This window comes from Actinomadura sp. NBRC 104425 (assembly GCF_030269545.1).
In the GTDB taxonomy this organism is placed as follows: Bacteria; Actinomycetota; Actinomycetes; order Streptosporangiales; family Streptosporangiaceae; genus Spirillospora; species Spirillospora keratinilytica.
Genome location: NZ_BSTN01000001.1, coordinates 643101 through 659865, shown reverse-complemented (window position 1 = coordinate 659865; position 16765 = coordinate 643101). Strand labels below are relative to the sequence as shown.

Genomic DNA, 16765 nt, shown 5'->3' with positions numbered 1-16765 from the left:
CGCATGATGGCCGCCGCGCACCGCCCATGGGAGTATCCTCGCCCTGCGTGAGCACCGAGCCCGAGCCCACGGCCCCGTCAGAGCGCGTCCACGTGACGATCGTCCTGCCGTGCTACAACGAGCAGGACCACGTCATCGACGAGGTCGAGCGCATCTGCAAGGCGATGGACAACAGCGGCCAGTCCTACGAGCTGCTGGCCGTCGACGACTGCTCCACCGACGCGACCCTGGAGCGCCTGCGGGAGGCCGAGCCCCGCTTCCCGAACATGCGCGTCATGGCGTTCCAGCACAACAGCGGCGCGGGCACGGTGCGGCGCATCGGCACTCAGCAGGCGCGCGGCGACATCGTGGTGTGGACCGACGCCGACATGTCCTACCCGAACGAGCGCATCCCCGAGCTGGTCGAGATTCTCGACAACGACCCCGCCGTCGACCAGGTGGTCGGTGCCCGCAAGACCGAGGAGGGCACGCACAAGCTTTTGCGCGTGCCGGCCAAGTGGTTCATCCGCAAGGTCGCCGAGCGGCTCACCAACACCAAGATCCCCGACCTGAACTCGGGGCTGCGGGCGTTCCGCCGCGAGGTGTCGCTGCCCTACCTGCGGCTGCTGCCGCCCGGGTTCTCCTGCGTCACCACGATCACGATCGCGTTCCTGTCGAACCAGCACCCGGTGCGGTACGTGCCGATCGACTACGCCAAGCGGGCCGGCAAATCCAAGTTCCGCTTCTTCAAGGACGCCTACCGGTACATCCTGCAGGTGCTGCGGATGGTGATGTACTTCAACCCGCTGAAGGTGCTGATGCCGCCGGCGCTGTGGCTGCTGGGCATCGGCATCGTCAAGGGCGTGTTCGACATGGTCGTGCACTTCGGGTACTTCGCCAACAACACCGTGATGATCTTCATCAGCGGGCTGCTCATCGCCTCGCTGGCGCTGCTGGCCGACCTGATCGTGCGTTCGCGCGGCGACACCTGAGCCCGGTGCATGGGGCAACGGCGCACGGACAGCGGCGCATGAGCGCGTGAGGATCGCCATATGAGGATCGCCGTCGTGGGGCCCGCGTTCCCCTACAAGGGGGGCGGCGCCCACCACACCACCGAGCTGGCGCACCGGCTGGCCGCGGCCGGGCACTCGGTCGTCATCGAGTCGTGGCGTGCGCAGTACCCCGCGTTCCTGTACCCGGGGCAGCAGACGATCTCCGAGCCCGAGGGCGAGCCGTTCCCCGGCACGCGCCGCCGCCTCGACTGGCGGCGCCCCGACGGGTGGTGGCGTACGGGCCGTTCCCTGCGCACGTGCGACCTGGTGGTGCTGGCCGTGCTGAGCCCGGTGCAGGTGCCGTCGTACCTGGGCATCCTCAAGGGGCTGCGGGGGCGGGCGCGTGCGGTGGCGTTGTGCCACAACGTGTTGCCGCACGAGCGCAAACCCTACGACCGTCCGCTGATGAAGGCGCTGCTGAAGCGGGTGGACGGCGTGCTCGTCCACTCCGAGCAGCAGGGGGCGCTGGCGCGTGAGCTGGCGTCCAGCCCGGTGCGCGTGGCGGAGATGCCCGCGCACCTGCCCACGCCCGCCGTCGGGGCGGCGCGGGACGGGGGCGTGCGCCGCCGGTTGCTGTTCTTCGGGATCGTCCGCCCTTACAAGGGCCTGGACATGCTGCTGCGGGCACTCGCCGACGGCCCGGACGACGTGTCGCTGACCGTGGCCGGGGAGTTCTGGGGCGGGCTGGAGGAGACCCGGGAGCTCATCGGCCGGCTGGGGCTGACCGGGCGGGTGGAGCTGCGCCCCGGGTACGTGCCCGCCGCCGACGTGCCGGCCCTTTTCGCCGCGTGCGACGCGCTCGTCCTGCCCTACCGGTCGGCCACGGCGTCGCAGAACGTGTGGATGGCCTTCGAGCACGGCGTCCCCGTCATCGCCACGCGCGTGGGCGGTTTCGCCGACCAGGTGCGCGACGGCGTGGACGGGCTCATCTGCGAACCCGGCGACCCGGGATCCCTGGCCGACGCCCTCAAACGCTTCTACGCGCCGGGGGAGCCGGAGCGGCTGCGCTCCGGCGTCCGCCCGGTCGACCACGAACCCGTGTGGGCCGCCTACCTGGAGGCCCTCACGGGCACGTGGTGATGAGCCGTCACAGGTGCTGGTCGATGAGCTTCATGAGCACGCGCTTGGGCTTGGCGCCGGTGATCTGGTCGACGACCTCGCCGTTCTTGTAGAGGTTGAGCGTCGGCAGGCCCATCACGCCGTACTTGCGCCCGGTCTCCGGGCTGGCATCGAAGTCGATCTTGGCGATGGTCAGCCGGCCCGCGTACTCCTTGGCGAGCTCTTCCAGCACCGGAGCGATCATCTTGCAGGGACCGCACCAATCGGCCCAGAAGTCCACCAGCACGGGCAGGTCGCTCTTGAGGACCTTCTCGTCGAACGTGTCGTCGGTGACGGTGATGGGCGCGGTCACGATCACTCCTTACTCGGTTGCCTGCCCGGCACAAGCCGCTCCGGGCGCGATTCATTCCCGTTATCTGCGTCACGCGGAGGGGTGTGCGGCCGCTCCCCGGTTGCCGCGGCCGGTTCCGCGGGACGGTCGGCCGCCGGACGGGCCAGCACCGCGATACCCGCGTTGACCAGGTCGGCGACGGTCAGCAGCACCCGGGACGCGATCGCCACCGCGATCGGCGCCCCGGCGGGCAGCCACGACGACAGCGCCAGCACCAGCGCGGCCTCCCGGGCGCCGATGCCGCCCGGCGCGATGAACACCAGGAACCCGGCCACGAACGCCAGCGCGTACGCGCCCGTCGCCGCGAACGGCAGGCCCGCCCCCTCGCCGCCCACGGCCGCGCACAGCAGCCAGGTGTGCACGCCGAACAGCGCCCAGGCCAGCATCGTCCAGGCGATGGCGCGCAGCGTCACGCCCAGGCCGACCGGGTGCTCCAGCGGCGGCCTGCGCACCAGGCGCAGGGCCGTGTCGAGGCACCAGGTGACGATGCGCGGATGCAGGGCGCCCAGCAGCACGGGCGCCAGCAGGAACAGCCACCAGTACCGGTCGCGCGCCGCCTGCGAGGTCAGCGGCAGCGTCACCGACGCGACGGCCAGGCCGCACGCGCAGGTCGTGGCGACCGCCAGCAGCACGGAGCTGAAGTTGCGCAGCCGCGGCACCCGGTAGGCCCGGCCCATCTCCACCTGGGTGACGATCGCCCACACCTTGCCCGGCACGTACTTGCCGAGCTGGGACACGGCGTTGATGCGGAAGGCCGCCCGCAGCGGCAGCGGCGACCCCAGCCCGCCCAGCAGCGCCCGCCAGGCCACCATCCACGCGAACAGCCCGGCCAGGCCGGCCGCGAACGCGCCCGCCAGCGCGGCCCACGACATCTGTTGGAACGCCTGTACGGTCTCGTCCCACCGGGCGACGAGGCTGTACGCGCAAAAGCCCAGGGCGAGCAGCACGAGCAGGGCCCGCACCGCCCGCGTCACGGCGGCCTTCACATTCACCCGCCCAGATTAGGCGAACCGGGCGGGCGGACCCGACGGTCCTCGCCCGCGGGCGCGTCCCCGCCGCCCCCCGGCGTTTCTCCTGGCCGCCCCACGGGCGCCGCCGAGGCGCCCTATTGTGGGCTGACGATGAAACTCTCCGATGTGGTCGCCTTCATGGGGCACCAGGTGCACGTGTGCCGCTACCGCGAGGCGGGGACGCTGCTCGACTGGATGGGCCGCGACCTGCGCGGCAAGCGCGTCCTGGACGTGGCAGGCGGTGACGGCTACTGGGCGGGGCGGGCCCGTCGGCGCGGCGCCCACGCCGTGTCGATCGACCTGTCCCGCAAGAAGATGCTGTACGGGCGGACCCTCGCCGACGCGCCCGCGCTGGTGGAGTGCGACGCGCTGCGGCTGCCGTTCGGCGATGCAACTTTCGACGCGATCCTGTCCGTGTGCGCCATCGAGCACTTCGACGACGGCGGCACATCCCTCGACGAGATGGCCCGAGTGCTCAAACCCGGCGGTGAGATTTTCATGTCCGCCGATGTGCTCAGCCGCGCCGACTCCTGGCCCAAGCTGCGGGACGCGCACAAGGCCAAGTACCACGTCCAGCACACCTACACCCATGATTCGCTGCGCCGCCTGATGGACGAGCGCGGCCTGGAGCTGGTGCGGCACTCCTACCAGTTCCGCACCGCCGCCGCCGAGCGGCTGTACCTGTCGCTGTCGGCCTACGGCGGCCGGGTGGGCTTCAACGCCGCCGCGCCGCTGGTCCCGCTGGTGGCCCTGTCCGACCGGCGCGCCCCCAACGAGCGCGGCAGCATCGTGCTGATCCACGCGCGCAAGCGCTGATCCGCCCCCGGGCCCGCTACCTTGATCGATAGGGCGCGGTGAACCGGCCGGACGCCGCCGGCGTCGGACAGGCGGTCGGGGTGCGGTGCGCCGAGCCCGCGACGGACGTCCGCCGGCGGCGTGGGAACCGCCTCCGCGCCACGGTGGGCGTAGGCTTTCGGGGGAGGAGTGATCCCCGTCACTTCCACCGAACCGGAAATAGGGGTGGACCCGTGACGCATCGGATTCTGCTCGACGCCACCGCAGTGCCCGCCGACCGCGGAGCGCTCAGCCGGTACGTCGACGGCCTGCTCGGGGCGCTGCACGCACTCGGTGCCGATCTGGCGGTGGCCTGTCAGCGGGCCGACGAACGCCGCTACGCCGAGCTGGTGCCCGGCGCCCGCGTCGTGCCCGGGCCACCGGCGCTGGCGCACCGGGCGTCCCGCCTGGCCTGGGAGCAGACCGGCCTGCCGTACGTGGCGCGGCAGGTGGGGGCCGACGTGCTGCACGTCCCGGCCTACACCCTTCCCATGTCGGCGGGCCTGCCGACGGTGGTGACCATCCACGACGTGACGGTGTTCGCCGAGCCGGGCGCGGACGACCCGATCCGCGCCACCTACATCAAGTCGGCCACCCGCACGGCGGCCAAGCGCGCCACCCGGCTGGTCGTGCCGTCCCGCGCCACCCGCGACGAGCTGGTACGGGTGCTGGACGCCGACCCGTCCCACATCGACGTGGCCTACCACGGCGTCGACCACGAGCTGTTCCACCGCCCCTCCGAGCAGGAGGTCAAGCGGGTCTCCGACCGGCTCGGCCTGCACGGCCGCCCGTACATCGCCTACCTGGGCGCCCTGGAGCCGCGCAAGAACGTGCCGAACCTGATCCGCGGCTGGGTCAAGGCGTGCGCCGACCGCGAGGAGCCGACCGCGCTGGTGCTGGCCGGCAGCGGCGGCTGGGACGACGAGATGGACGCCGCCCTGGCCACCGTGCCGCACCACCTCAAGCTCGTCCGCCCCGGGTATCTGCCGTGGTCGGCGCTGCCGGGGTTCTTCGGCGGCGCGCTGGCGGTGGCCGTGCCCAGCCGCGGCGAGGGCTTCGGCCTGCCGGTGCTGGAGGCGATGGCGTGCGGCGCGCCGGTGCTGACGACGCGGCGCGGCCCGCTGCCCGAGGTCGGCGGCGACGCCGTCGCCTACACCGAGCCCGATGCCGACGGCATCGCCGAGGCGCTGGCCGCGCTGATCGACGACCCGGCGGGCCGCGCCTCCCTGGCCGAGGCCGCGGTCGCCCGCGCCCGCCGCTTCACCTGGACCGCCTCCGCCGAGGCGCACCTGGAGTGCTACCGGCGCGCCGTCGAGCAGTACGCCGGAGCCCGGGGCGCCTCGCCCACGTGAGAGGCCGTCTCGCCCTTCGCGCGCGCTGCCACTAGGCTCGCTCGGGCCCGACGCAGTGGGAGCCGGGACGCGGACCGGCCTGTTTGGGGGAGGAGCCTGTTGGAAGCCATTCTGCTGGTCGGGGGGCAGGGCACCCGGCTGCGTCCGCTGACCATCTCCACGCCGAAACCGCTGCTTCCCACGGCCGGGGTGCCGTTCCTGGCCCACCAGCTGGCCCGCGCGCACGCGGCGGGCATCGAGCGGATCGTGTTCGCCACCTCCTACCGCGCGGAGATGTTCGAGGCCGCGTTCGGGCACCGCGCCCACGGCGTCGAGCTGGTCTACGTCAGCGAGGACGAGCCGTTGGGCACGGGCGGGGCGATCCGCAACGCGGCGCGGGCGCTGACCTGCGGGCCCGACGACCCCGTGCTGATCCTCAACGGCGACATCCTGTCCGGGCACGACATGCGGGCGCAGGTCCAGCTGCACGACAAGACCGACGCCGTCGTCACGCTGCACCTGACCGAGGTCGACGACCCGTCCCGGTTCGGGTGCGTGCCCACCGACGGCGACGGCCGGGTCACGGCGTTCCTGGAGAAGACCCCGCATCCGGTGACGAACCGGGTCAACGCGGGCTGCTATGTGTTCCGCCGCTCGGCGATCGACGCCATCCCCGCCGACACCGTGGTGTCGGTGGAGCGCGAGACGTTCCCCGGCCTGATCGCGTCCGGGGCCGTGGTCATGGGCTACGTCGAGCCCGGCTACTGGCTGGACGTCGGCACGCCCCAGGCGTTCGTGCGGGGGTCGTGCGACCTGGTGCTGGGGCGCATGGCCTCGTCCGCCATGCCGGGCCCGCCGGGCGAGCGGCTCGTCCTGGACCGGGCGGTCGTGTCGCCGGGCGCGGTGGTGCGCGGCGGCACCACCGTGGGGCGCGGCGCGGTGGTGGAGGCGGGCGCCACGGTGTCCGGCAGCGTGCTGCTGGACGAGTCGTTCGTCGCCGAGGGCGCCACGGTGCGCGACTCGGTGCTCAGCCGGGGCGCGCGGGTCGGGCCGGGCGCGGTGCTGGACGGGGTCGTCCTCGGCGACGGCGCCGTCGTCGGGCCGGGCAACGAGCTGCGCGGCGGCCTGCGGGTCTGGCCGGGCATCGAGCTGCCGCCCACCGCGGTCCGCTTCTCCACCGACGCCTGAGCCGGTGGTCGCGCGGGCACCGGCCGGGGCGCCGGCCGAGGTGCGGCACTGGCGGCCGCCGTGGCCGCTCGACCTGCGGGCGACGCTGGACCCGCTCCGGCGCGGCCCGCACGATCCGGCGTTCCGCGTCGATCCGGACGGCGCCGTCTGGCGCGCCTCACTGACCCCGGACGGACCGGGCACGCTGCGCCTGCGGCTGCGCCGCGGCGTCGTCGACGCCGCGGCCTGGGGGCCGGGCGCGGCATGGCTGCTGGACGGCATGCCCGACCTGCTCGGGGCGGGCGACGCCGCCGAGGAGTTCCAGGCCCGGCACCCGGTGGTGCGGCAGGCGGTCCGGCTGCGGCCGGGGCTGCGCATCGGCCGGACGGGCCGGGTGTTCGAGGCGCTCGTCCCGGCGGTGCTGGAGCAGAAGGTCCTGGCCGCCGAGGCGTGGCGGGCCTGGGGCCACCTGCTGCGGCGGTTCGGGGAGCCCGCGCCCGGCACCGAGGGGCTGCCGGGCGGGCCCCTGCGCGTCCCGCCGCCGCCGGAGGTCTGGGCCCGGATCCCGTCGTGGGAGTGGCACCGCTCCGGCGCCGAGCCGGTCCGCGCCCGGACGATCATCGCAGCCGCCCGCGTCGCCGCCCGGCTGGAGGAGGACCCCGCCGAGCGGCGGCTGTGCTCCCTGCCGGGCATCGGGCCGTGGACGGCCGCCGAGGTGCGCCAGCGCGCCGTGGGCGACGCCGACGCCGTCTCGGTCGGCGACTACCACCTGCCCGGGCTGGTGGGCCGGGCGCTGGCGGGCCGCGAGGTCGACGACGCCGGCATGCTCGAACTGCTGGAGCCGTACGCCGGGCACCGGCATCGCGTCACCCGGCTGCTGGCGCCGTTCGGCGGCACCGGTCGGCCGCGGCGCGGTCCCCGTCTGCCCGTGCGGGACTACCGGCGGTTCTGACGGCGCGGGCGGTACGGCCGCGGCGCCGCGGAAGCCAGAAGTCGCCGGGGGCCCAGTCGAGCCCGTCCCTGCTGTCGGCGCCGAACAGCGGGCCTGCCACGCCGAGGACGGCGATGGCGATGAACACGTAGAGCATCACAAGACCCTTCGATCGCTTCGCGGGGGTGCGTGTGCCCTGGCCGGGGGCTTGTCCGCGCGCGTCGGCCCGGGTGGTGGCCTCTTGCCGCCGTTCCGGGCCGCCTTCAGTCTTGACCAAGCCCAACGTTCAGGTCCAGTGACTATTTCTGCAGCGTTCATGTAAGAGTCTCTTCACTGTGTTGGATGCGGACGGGCGGGGAATAAGTGCGGGGCGCCGGGAGCTACCCACTTCGTCGCGTTTTTCACGCCCGGCCCCATGCTCACGAAATATGACGATTGGCATAGAGTGCCAGCATGGACGCTGGTGCTGTGACGGACTCCGCGCTCCGCCGGGCCCTCGCCCGGGCACGCGACGGCAAGACGCTCGACCTCAACGAGGCCACCACCCTGCTGCACGCCCGCGGCGCGCGGCTCGACGACCTGCTCGACCACGCCTCCCGGATCCGCGACGCCGGCCTGGCCGCCGCCGGACGCCCCGGGATCATCACCTACAGCCGCAAGGTCTTCATCCCGCTGACCCGCCTGTGCCGGGACCGCTGCGGCTACTGCACGTTCGCCACCGTGCCGCACCGGCTCGACGCCCCGTACCTCAGCCCCGACGAGGTGCTGGAGATCGCCCGCCAGGGCGCCGCGCTCGGCTGCAAGGAGGCCCTGTTCACCCTCGGCGACAAGCCCGAGGACCGCTGGCGGCAGGCCCGCGAGTGGCTCGACGCGCACGGCTACGACGACACCCTGTCCTACGTGCGGGCGATGGCGATCCGGGTGCTGGAGGAGACCGGGCTGCTGCCGCACCTCAACCCCGGCGTGCTGTCCTGGCGCGACTTCCAGCGGCTCAAGCCGGTCGCGCCGTCCATGGGCATGATGCTGGAGACCACCGCGACCCGGCTGTTCAGCGAGAAGGGCGGCCCGCACTTCGGCTCCCCGGACAAGGACCCCGCGGTGCGGCTGCGCGTGCTGGAGGACGCCGGCCGCACCAACGTGCCGTTCACCACCGGGATCCTCATCGGCATCGGCGAGACGCCCGCCGAACGCGTCGATGCGATCTTCGCGATCCGCCGGACGATGCGCGAGTACGGGGCGATCCAGGAGGTGATCGTCCAGAACTTCCGCGCCAAGCCCGACACCAAGATGCGCGACACTCCCGACGCCGAACTGGAGGAGCTGGCCGCCACCATCGCGGTCACCCGGCTCGTCCTCGGGCCCAAGGCGCGCATCCAGGCGCCGCCCAACCTGGTCGACGACCAGTACGCGCTGATGCTGCGCGCCGGCATCGACGACTGGGGCGGCGTGTCACCGCTCACGCCCGACCACGTCAACCCCGAGCGCCCCTGGCCGCAGATCGACGAGCTGGCCGCCAAGACCGCCGCCGCGGGCTTCGAGCTGCGCGAGCGCCTGACCATCTACCCCGAGTACCTCAAGCGCGGCGAACCGTGGCTCGACCCGCGGCTGAGCGCGCACGTCGCCGCGCTCGCCGACCCCGCAACCGGCCTGGCCCGCGAGGACGCGGTGCTGCAGGGCCGCCCCTGGCAGGAGCCCGACGGCGGGCTGGAGCCCGCCGGCCGCACCGACCTGCACGTGGAGATCGACACCGTCGGCCGCACCGGCGACCGCCGCGAGGACTTCGACTCGGTCTACGGCGACTGGGACGCCCTGCGCGAGCGCATCAACGCCCCGCAGCGCTTCGACGCCGACGTCAAGGCCGCGCTCGCCGCCGCCGAGTCCGACCCCGCCGGGCTGACCGACGACCAGGCCCTCGCCCTCCTGCACGCCGACGGCCCCGAACTGGACGCGCTGCAGAAGATCGCCGACGACCTGCGCCGCGACGCGGTCGGCGACGACGTCACCTACATCGTCACCCGCAACATCAACTTCACCAACGTCTGCTACACCGGCTGCCGGTTCTGCGCGTTCGCCCAGCGCCGCACCGACGCCGACGCCTACTCGCTGTCGCTGGCGCAGGTCGGCGAACGCGTCGACCAGGCGTGGGAGGCGGGCGCGACCGAGATCTGCATGCAGGGCGGCATCCACCCCGACATGCCCGGCACCGCCTACTTCGACCTCGCCCGCGAGGTCAAGCGCCGCGCCCCCGGCATCCACCTGCACGCCTACAGCCCGATGGAGGTCGTCAACGGGGCGTCCCGCTGCGACATGTCGATCCGCGAGTGGCTCCAGGAGGCCAAGGCCGCCGGGGTCGACTCGCTGCCCGGCACCGCCGCCGAGATCCTGGACGACGACGTCCGCTGGGTGCTCACCAAGGGCAAGCTGCCCACCGACCAGTGGATCGAGGTCGTCACCACCGCCCACGAGATCGGCCTGCCGACCACGTCCACGATGATGTACGGCCACGTCGACACGCCCGCGCACTGGGTGGCCCACATCAAGCTGATCCGCTCCATCCAGGAGCGGACGGGCGGCTTCACCGAGTTCGTGCTGCTGCCGTTTGTGCATCACAACTCGCCCATCTACCTGGCCGGGCTCGCCCGTCCCGGCCCCACCGCCCGCGAGAACATCGCGGTGCACGCCCTCGCCCGCATCCTGCTGCACGGCGCCATCCCCAACATCCAGACCTCCTGGGTGAAACTGGGCGACGAGCTGTGCGCGCGGGTGCTGCGCGGCGGCGTCAACGACCTCGGCGGCACCCTGATGGAGGAGACCATCAGCCGCATGGCCGGCTCGGAGAACGGCTCGTTCAAGACCATCAGCTCCCTGGAGGCCATCGCCGCCAAGGCGGGCCGCCCCGCCCGCCAGCGCACCACCCTGTACGGCGAGGTCCCCGAAGAACGCATCCAGGCCGCCCGCCGCACCGACGGCGTGGGCCACTTCGGCAGGGGCCTTCCGCTCATCGGCGCCTGACCGGTCCGGCCGGGGGCGTCCCTGGACGGCGCCCCCGGCCGCCTCACGACACGTCGGCGGCCTCCGACGGAAGATACGATTCGAGCAGGCCGCCGACATTGCCCAGCCCGGCGGTGGCCTCCCGCAGCCGCTCGGCCCAGTCGGCGTCGCCTCGGCGGGCGCCGACGGCGGTCTCGATCGCCGACGGCGCGGCCGTGCCCCACAGCGCGGCGGTGCGGGTGGCGTGGTCGCGCTGGTCGCGGTTCCACCAGGCGGTGACGTGCCGGAGCTGCTCGGCGAGCGTCGCCCCGGGAATGGCCCGCCCGTGCACGGCCTCCCATTCGCCGCTGCGGGGATGGCGCCCGGCTCCGGGGGAGCGGCGGTGGGCGCTCTCAAGGTCCTCCAGCACCAGGCACCACCGGTACGGGGTGGCGAAGTACCCGCTCTCCTCGCCGACGCAGACGCCCTTGCCGTCCAGGCGGCCGCGCAGCACCTCCGCCAGGTGGTCGGCGAACCCGCGCGGGTCGCACGTCGGCGGGATCGCCGTGGAGCGGGCGGCGACGGCGGCGTCGACGGCATGGGAGACCGCGCAGTCGCGCACGCGCGCGGGCAGCGCCCGCAACGCGCCCAGGGCGGCGGCGTCGGGAACGGGGGAACCCCACCCGGTCAGGTGCGCGGCCGCCGTCAGCTCCGCCCACAGCACGTACTCCGGGTGGTCGGCGAGGATGCGCTGGGCGGTGCGCATGTCCCGCAGCGTGCAGGGGGAGTCGCGGCAGTCGGCCCCGCATGTGCCGCTGCGGGGGGACACCAGCACCCCCGGCGATGCCGGCGGCGCCGCGGACGTGCTCTCCACGCGCGTGCCGTCCGGCATGCGCACCAGGTGCGGATAGTCCATGCCGTCGGTGAACACCGCGCCCTCCCCGGGCGTGAGCGTCACCAGGAACTGGGACTGCCGCTCGGTGATGTTCATGGTGGCGCCGACCGCGTCCCGGTCGTCCTGCGCGGGCAGCCGGTGCACGATCTTGACGGCGGTGTTCTTGATGACGTCCGGGACGAGCTTGGACGGGATCTGCTCGGCGATCACCAGGCCCTCCCCGTAGGCGCGTATCTCGGCCAGCAGGCTGGCGAACGTCTCCACCGCGTGCGCGGCCGGCCCCGCCTGCTCGCTGCGGCGCAGCAGCCGGTGCGCCTCCTCGAACACGCTCAGATGCCGCAGCCCCCCGGCGGCGTCGTGCCGCTGCCGCAGCCGCAGATGCTCGACCAGGCGCACCAGGACCGTCCCCATCAGGAACGCCTTGTCGCGGTCGTCCCCGACGTCCTCGATCTCCAGCACCACGTTGCGCGCCAGCAGCCGGTCGAAGTCGATCGGATGGCCGCCCTCGAAGAACCGCCCGGTGGTGCCCAGCCGCAGGCTCGACAGCCGGACCCGGATGAACCCGCGGACATTGTCGGTGATCTCCTGCCCGTAGCCGATCTCGTCCACCACCTGCTCGGCCACGGCCTGCAGGTCGGCCAGCGTCGGATAGCGCGGCCGCGTGCCCGGCACGACCGGCTCGCCCAGCGCCAGATCCCAGCCGAGCCGCTCGTAGCAGCGGGTCAGCGCGGCCGACAGCACCTGGGGGAAGGGCTCGTCGGCCTCGAACGCCGCCAGGAACAGCGCGCGCACCAGGTCGGCGTGCGTCTGCAGGGGGAAGGGCCGCCCGTCGGGCCCCGCCGCCGGCTCCAGCGGATTGATCCCCGCCGCGATCGCCTCGACGTCACCGGGCCGGATCGCCACCACCTCCGCCTCCCCGGCCAGCCGGGCCGCCATCAGCCGGTACTCGGCCTTGGCGGGCTCCACCACCAGCCAGGGCAGCCCGGCCCGGCTCGCGGCGGTCAGCAGCGCCCGCACGGTCTGGGATTTTCCGGCTCCAGTGGCACCGCACACGAACGTGTGCCGATTCAGACTCGACAAAGGAATGACCAGCGGGCCGACCTCGCGGCGATTGCGGTCGAGCACCTGCCCCAGGCGCACCGCGGCCGCCGAATCGGGCGCGGATTCGGGTGTGACGTCGAATTCCGGCCGCATGACGAACCGAACCCCCGCGATCTCCCTGATCGGAGGACGCGCCAATGCCGCCACCAGTCGCGTGCTCGCCTCGAAAGGGAATTGCGCCGTTTCGTCCGCGGGCTCGGGCACCAGCGCATAGGGAAGCCCGTCCAGGTCGGCGGACGCGCAGACCAGCGCCGCCACCCGCGCGGCGTCCCGCGCCGACGCCGCCCCCGCCATCAGGTGGACCCGCCACAGCCCCGATGTGGCGGCCTGCCGCACCTCCCGGTGCCGACGCTCCAGCCGATCGGCCGCCACCGCGTTCTCGGGCGACATGTCCGCCATCGACCGGGCGTGCCGCTGCCGGTCGGCCAGATCGTCGGCAAGGCTCCCCGCCTCCGCCGCGTCCACCGGTTCGGCCACCAGCAGCCACGCGAACGGCCGCATCCACACCGACAGCAGCCCTTCCTCCAGCGACGGCCGCGCCGGTTCGCCCGGCTTCGGCGCGGCGTCGTCCGCCAGCAGCCCGTCGGCGATGCCGCCGATGCGCACCCAGTACGGCAGGGCGGCCATCGCCTCGTCGACGGCCCCGTGCGGCAGCAGGAGGCCGCGCCCGCCCGCCGGGAGGCTCAGCGTCACCGAACCGGCGTCGGCCCGGCCCGCGATGAGCGCGTCCCCGCCGACGAACACCTCGGTCGGCCCGAACTCCCGCGCCCGCCGCCACCCCAGCAGCACCGCGCCGTCCCCCGAGTGGTAGGCCGACACCAGCGCCGCGACCCGCTGATCCCGCCACTCGTCACGCCCCTGGGCCTCGGGCTCGTCACCGGACCGCCGCGGCACCTCCAGCAGGCGGCACACCGGCAGACCCCGCACGACATCCCACACCGCCCCGCCGGTCATCGCTGCCCGGATCCTCCTTTACTCGTCGCGGCCCGGTCAGGCTATTGAGCAAGGATCCCAATGTGAACCCCGTGTTTGTGATCAGACGTGGTGACAAGTCCTCTGTCAATCTGCTTGGGTTGTTTGGGGTAATGGCACGCCGCGTGATCAAGACGGGAGAACGGGAAGCGGGGGCTTGAGCCGTGGTGACCGGCGAACCGATCGATCATCAAGAACTGCTGACCCGCCGCTACCTGCTGTTCGACTCCGCGCCCCGCCTGGGCTGGGTGTTCCAGGACAGACGTGCGTCCTCCCAGCCCTTCTCCGAACCCCCGCCGCCGGAAAAACCCCTGCCCGCATACCTCGAACGCCGCGTGACCGAAACCGAGCGGCTCGCGCACCGCAGGCTGTACCGCACCCTTCCGTTCACCCTGACCTCGGCCGCGCTGCTGGCCCTGCTCGCCGCCGGCATGACCGTCGCGCTGCCCGGCACGTCCGTCGCCTACGGCGTGCTGCTGCTGGCGCTGTCGGTGGCGGCCCCCGGGGCGACGCTCACCGCGTCCGCCGTCCGCCACCGCGCCCAGGCACGCGAGGCGTACGAGCTGGCCTACCGGCAGACCGCCGGCCGCTACCAGGCCGAGGTGCAGCAGTGGCAGGCCCGCAAACAGGCCCACGACGCCGCCGAGCACACCCGCACCGCCACCCGGCCCGAATGGAACCCGGTACCCCGCCCCTCCCGCCGCCTGGACGTGTTCGGCGGCACGCTGTGGTCGTGGGAGGCGCTGCTCACCACCTACGGCACGTCCGCCCTGGCCGCCCAGCCGCTGCTCGTCCTCGACCTGTCCCGCGAACAGGTCAGCGCGGAACTGGTCGCCCTCGCCGAACAGACCGGCATGGACGTGGACGTCCAACTGCTCCCCAGCCGCCAGGAGTCGTCCACCCTCCTGTCCGGCCTCCCGCCCCGCGACCTGATCGACGCCATCGTCGAATCCATGCACGGCGGCACACCGGACGCCGCCCGCGCCGACCGCAGCATGGACGACCGCATCCTGACCGGAATCTGCGACGCCCTCGGCGACGACGTCACCCTCGGCCGGATGGCCGCCGCGCTGCGCACCCTCATGGGCGAACCCGAAACCTCCGACGCCCTCACCCGCGACGAACGCCGCCGCATCGCCAACGAACTGTTCAGCGTGGAATACCGGCGCCAGGCCCACGCGAACCTGTCGAGGATCGAGTCCTACATCCACCCGTTGGAGGACCTGGGCAGCAAAGCCCGCACCGGCCAGGTCGGCTATCTCACCTGCATCGCCCTGGACAGCCAGGCCCGCAACGTCCGCGCCGACCTGCTCACCGACCTGATCGTCCAGTGGGTCACCCTGCGCATCACCGCGTCCCACGACTCCACCCCCGCCCTCGTCGTCGCGGGTGCCGACGAACTGGCCCGCCGCCACCTGGAACGCCTGTCGGACGCCTGCGAACGCCGCGGCGTACCGCTGACCTTCATGTTCCGGCGGCTGCGCGACACGTCCGCGGAGCTGATCGGCGGGGGCGCCGTCGCGTTCATGCGCCTGGGCAACCACGAGGACGCCACCCGCGCCGCCGACTACATCGGCCGCGAGCACCGGTTCGTCCTGTCCCAGATCACCAAGAACGTCGGCGGCAACGAGTCCCACACCACGACCGACACCACCGGTGGGGGCGACTCCGACAGCCACAGCACCAGCCACACCACCGGGACGTCCACCAGTTGGGGCACGTCAAGCTCGTCCGGCGCCAACTACTCAGGCGGCGGGCTGCTGTTCCCCGACCGCTCCACCTCCCGCGGCAAGGGCAGCAACCGGGGACGCTCCACCAGCAGCAGCGACACCGAGGGCCGCACCGTCTCCACGTCCCGCAACTGGTCCGCCGCCTACGCCTACGCGGAAGGCACCAACTGGAGCGACTCCGACAGCATCCAACGCGTCTACGAGTACGCCGTCGAACCCGGCACCCTCCAGCACCTCCCCGACCACGCCCTCCTCCTCGTGGAGTCCGCCCCGGGCGGCGGCCGCACCCTCACCCCCGTCGAATGCGACCCGGCCATCATCACCCTCGACCGCGTGAGTACCACCCCCCTCCCGCCTTCCGGGCAGGGCATCACCCCGTCCGCCGCCCCCGTAGCCCAGTGGCTGACCGCACCCACCCCGGCCGCTCCCAGGCCGCCCCTGCCCCCCGACCCAGGCCCCCCGCCCGGCTACCAAACCGGCCCCCGCCAACAAGACGCCCCCTCAAACCAGGGGCGACCGGCACCCGGCCGACACCAGGGCCCTCCACCCCTGTTCGGCGGAAAGGAATGAGCATGGCCGTCGAGCACACCGACAACGTCACTCGCCCCGAGCACACCGAGGCCCCACGCACCGCCGAGAAACCCGCCCCGCTGCCACCCGACAGGCCGGGCGCCCCGGGCCAACCGTCCCGAGCCGAAAGCCGCGCCGCCGCCCAAGCGCCCTCTGAGACGCGCGAGACCAAGCCGTCCGACAAGCCAGGCACCACCGCACAGGACAAGCCACCCTCTTCCGAGGGCAGCGCCCCCACACCCACCGACGCAGGCCCCCGCCGCGCGTCGATGGAGGCCGCCAACCACCCCCAAGACAAACCTTCGGCCGCCGCTCCGGAGCCACCCGTCGACCAGAGCTCCCGTGGGGCCACCCGAGACGAACGCACCCCGCCCCTCGGGGACGAGGAGGCCACGGGCAAGCAGCCCCCGGAGCCGACGGACTTGGGCCCCCGCCGCGCCTCCAAAGAAGCCGCCGCCGCTACAGAACCACGCGTTAGGGAGACCCAACACCCCCGCGAAGCGAACACGGAGGGCACAGCAACTCACCCCAAGCCCGGCGAAACAACCACCCGCCGCCCGAATGAACAGGTAAAGAGCCCTGAACCCAAAGCAGACACCCCACCCACAAAAGACGCCACCAGCCGGCCGCCCGAGACCACCGACGGGGCGGCCCCCACCACACCCAACGCCCCCACCGACCAGCAGTCACCTGCCAGCGCCGTCGCGGCAACCTCTGCCGACACTCCGGCATTGGCGACCGCCCCCACCGACCAGCCGTCCCCTGGTCCCGTC

Annotated in this window: 11 protein-coding genes; 8 read left to right on the top strand and 3 right to left on the bottom strand. The window is 73.2% G+C overall.

Going from position 1 to position 16765, the window contains the following annotated elements:
- The first annotated feature begins 26 nt into the window (after window positions 1–26).
- The gene (locus tag QSK22_RS03000) at window positions 27–971 is read left to right on the top strand and encodes a glycosyltransferase family 2 protein (protein ID WP_502872256.1); all 945 of its coding nucleotides are present in this window, start codon (window positions 27–29) and stop codon (window positions 969–971) included.
- A gap of 60 nt (window positions 972–1031) precedes the next feature.
- Window positions 1032–2111 carry a glycosyltransferase family 4 protein gene (locus QSK22_RS02995; protein ID WP_285492342.1) on the top strand — a complete coding sequence of 360 codons (1080 nt, stop codon included), beginning with the start codon at window positions 1032–1034 and terminating at the stop codon, window positions 2109–2111.
- A gap of 7 nt (window positions 2112–2118) precedes the next feature.
- Here the strand turns inward: QSK22_RS02995 and trxA are convergent, their stop codons facing one another.
- A complete protein-coding gene (trxA, locus tag QSK22_RS02990; RefSeq protein WP_285492341.1) occupies window positions 2119–2442 on the bottom strand; it encodes a thioredoxin in 324 nt (107 codons plus the stop codon).
- A gap of 2 nt (window positions 2443–2444) precedes the next feature.
- Window positions 2445–3473, bottom strand: a complete 1029-nt coding sequence (locus QSK22_RS02985) for a lysylphosphatidylglycerol synthase transmembrane domain-containing protein (RefSeq protein WP_285492340.1) — start codon at window positions 3471–3473, stop codon at window positions 2445–2447.
- A 129-nt stretch (window positions 3474–3602) separates the two neighbouring features.
- Between QSK22_RS02985 and QSK22_RS02980 the strand changes: the two genes are divergently transcribed.
- The 5 genes from QSK22_RS02980 (at window position 3603) to QSK22_RS02960 (ending at window position 10766) form a co-directional block, all read left to right on the top strand.
- A complete protein-coding gene (locus QSK22_RS02980; protein ID WP_285492339.1) occupies window positions 3603–4307 on the top strand; it encodes a class I SAM-dependent methyltransferase in 705 nt (234 codons plus the stop codon).
- A 212-nt stretch (window positions 4308–4519) separates the two neighbouring features.
- Window positions 4520–5677: a glycosyltransferase family 4 protein gene (locus QSK22_RS02975; protein WP_285492338.1), complete on the top strand. Its 1158-nt coding sequence runs from the start codon at window positions 4520–4522 to the stop codon at window positions 5675–5677.
- Window positions 5678–5776: 99 nt separating this feature from the next.
- Window positions 5777–6844: a mannose-1-phosphate guanylyltransferase gene (gene manB, locus QSK22_RS02970; RefSeq protein ID WP_285492337.1), complete on the top strand. Its 1068-nt coding sequence runs from the start codon at window positions 5777–5779 to the stop codon at window positions 6842–6844.
- A gap of 4 nt (window positions 6845–6848) precedes the next feature.
- Complete coding sequence (locus QSK22_RS02965; RefSeq protein WP_285492336.1) at window positions 6849–7775, top strand: DNA-3-methyladenine glycosylase family protein; 927 nt, start codon at window positions 6849–6851, stop codon at window positions 7773–7775.
- Window positions 7776–8207: 432 nt separating this feature from the next.
- The gene (locus QSK22_RS02960) at window positions 8208–10766 is read left to right on the top strand and encodes a bifunctional FO biosynthesis protein CofGH (protein ID WP_285492335.1); all 2559 of its coding nucleotides are present in this window, start codon (window positions 8208–8210) and stop codon (window positions 10764–10766) included.
- Window positions 10767–10809: 43 nt separating this feature from the next.
- Here the strand turns inward: QSK22_RS02960 and QSK22_RS02955 are convergent, their stop codons facing one another.
- Entirely contained in the window at window positions 10810–13674 is a 2865-nt protein-coding gene (locus QSK22_RS02955; RefSeq protein WP_285492334.1) for an ATP-binding protein, read from the bottom strand.
- Between the two features lie 185 nt (window positions 13675–13859).
- Here QSK22_RS02955 and QSK22_RS02950 point away from each other — a divergent pair, with 185 nt between their 5' ends.
- Window positions 13860–15992, top strand: a complete 2133-nt coding sequence (locus QSK22_RS02950) for a proline-rich domain-containing protein (RefSeq protein WP_285492333.1) — start codon at window positions 13860–13862, stop codon at window positions 15990–15992.
- The last annotated feature ends 773 nt before the right edge of the window (window positions 15993–16765 follow it).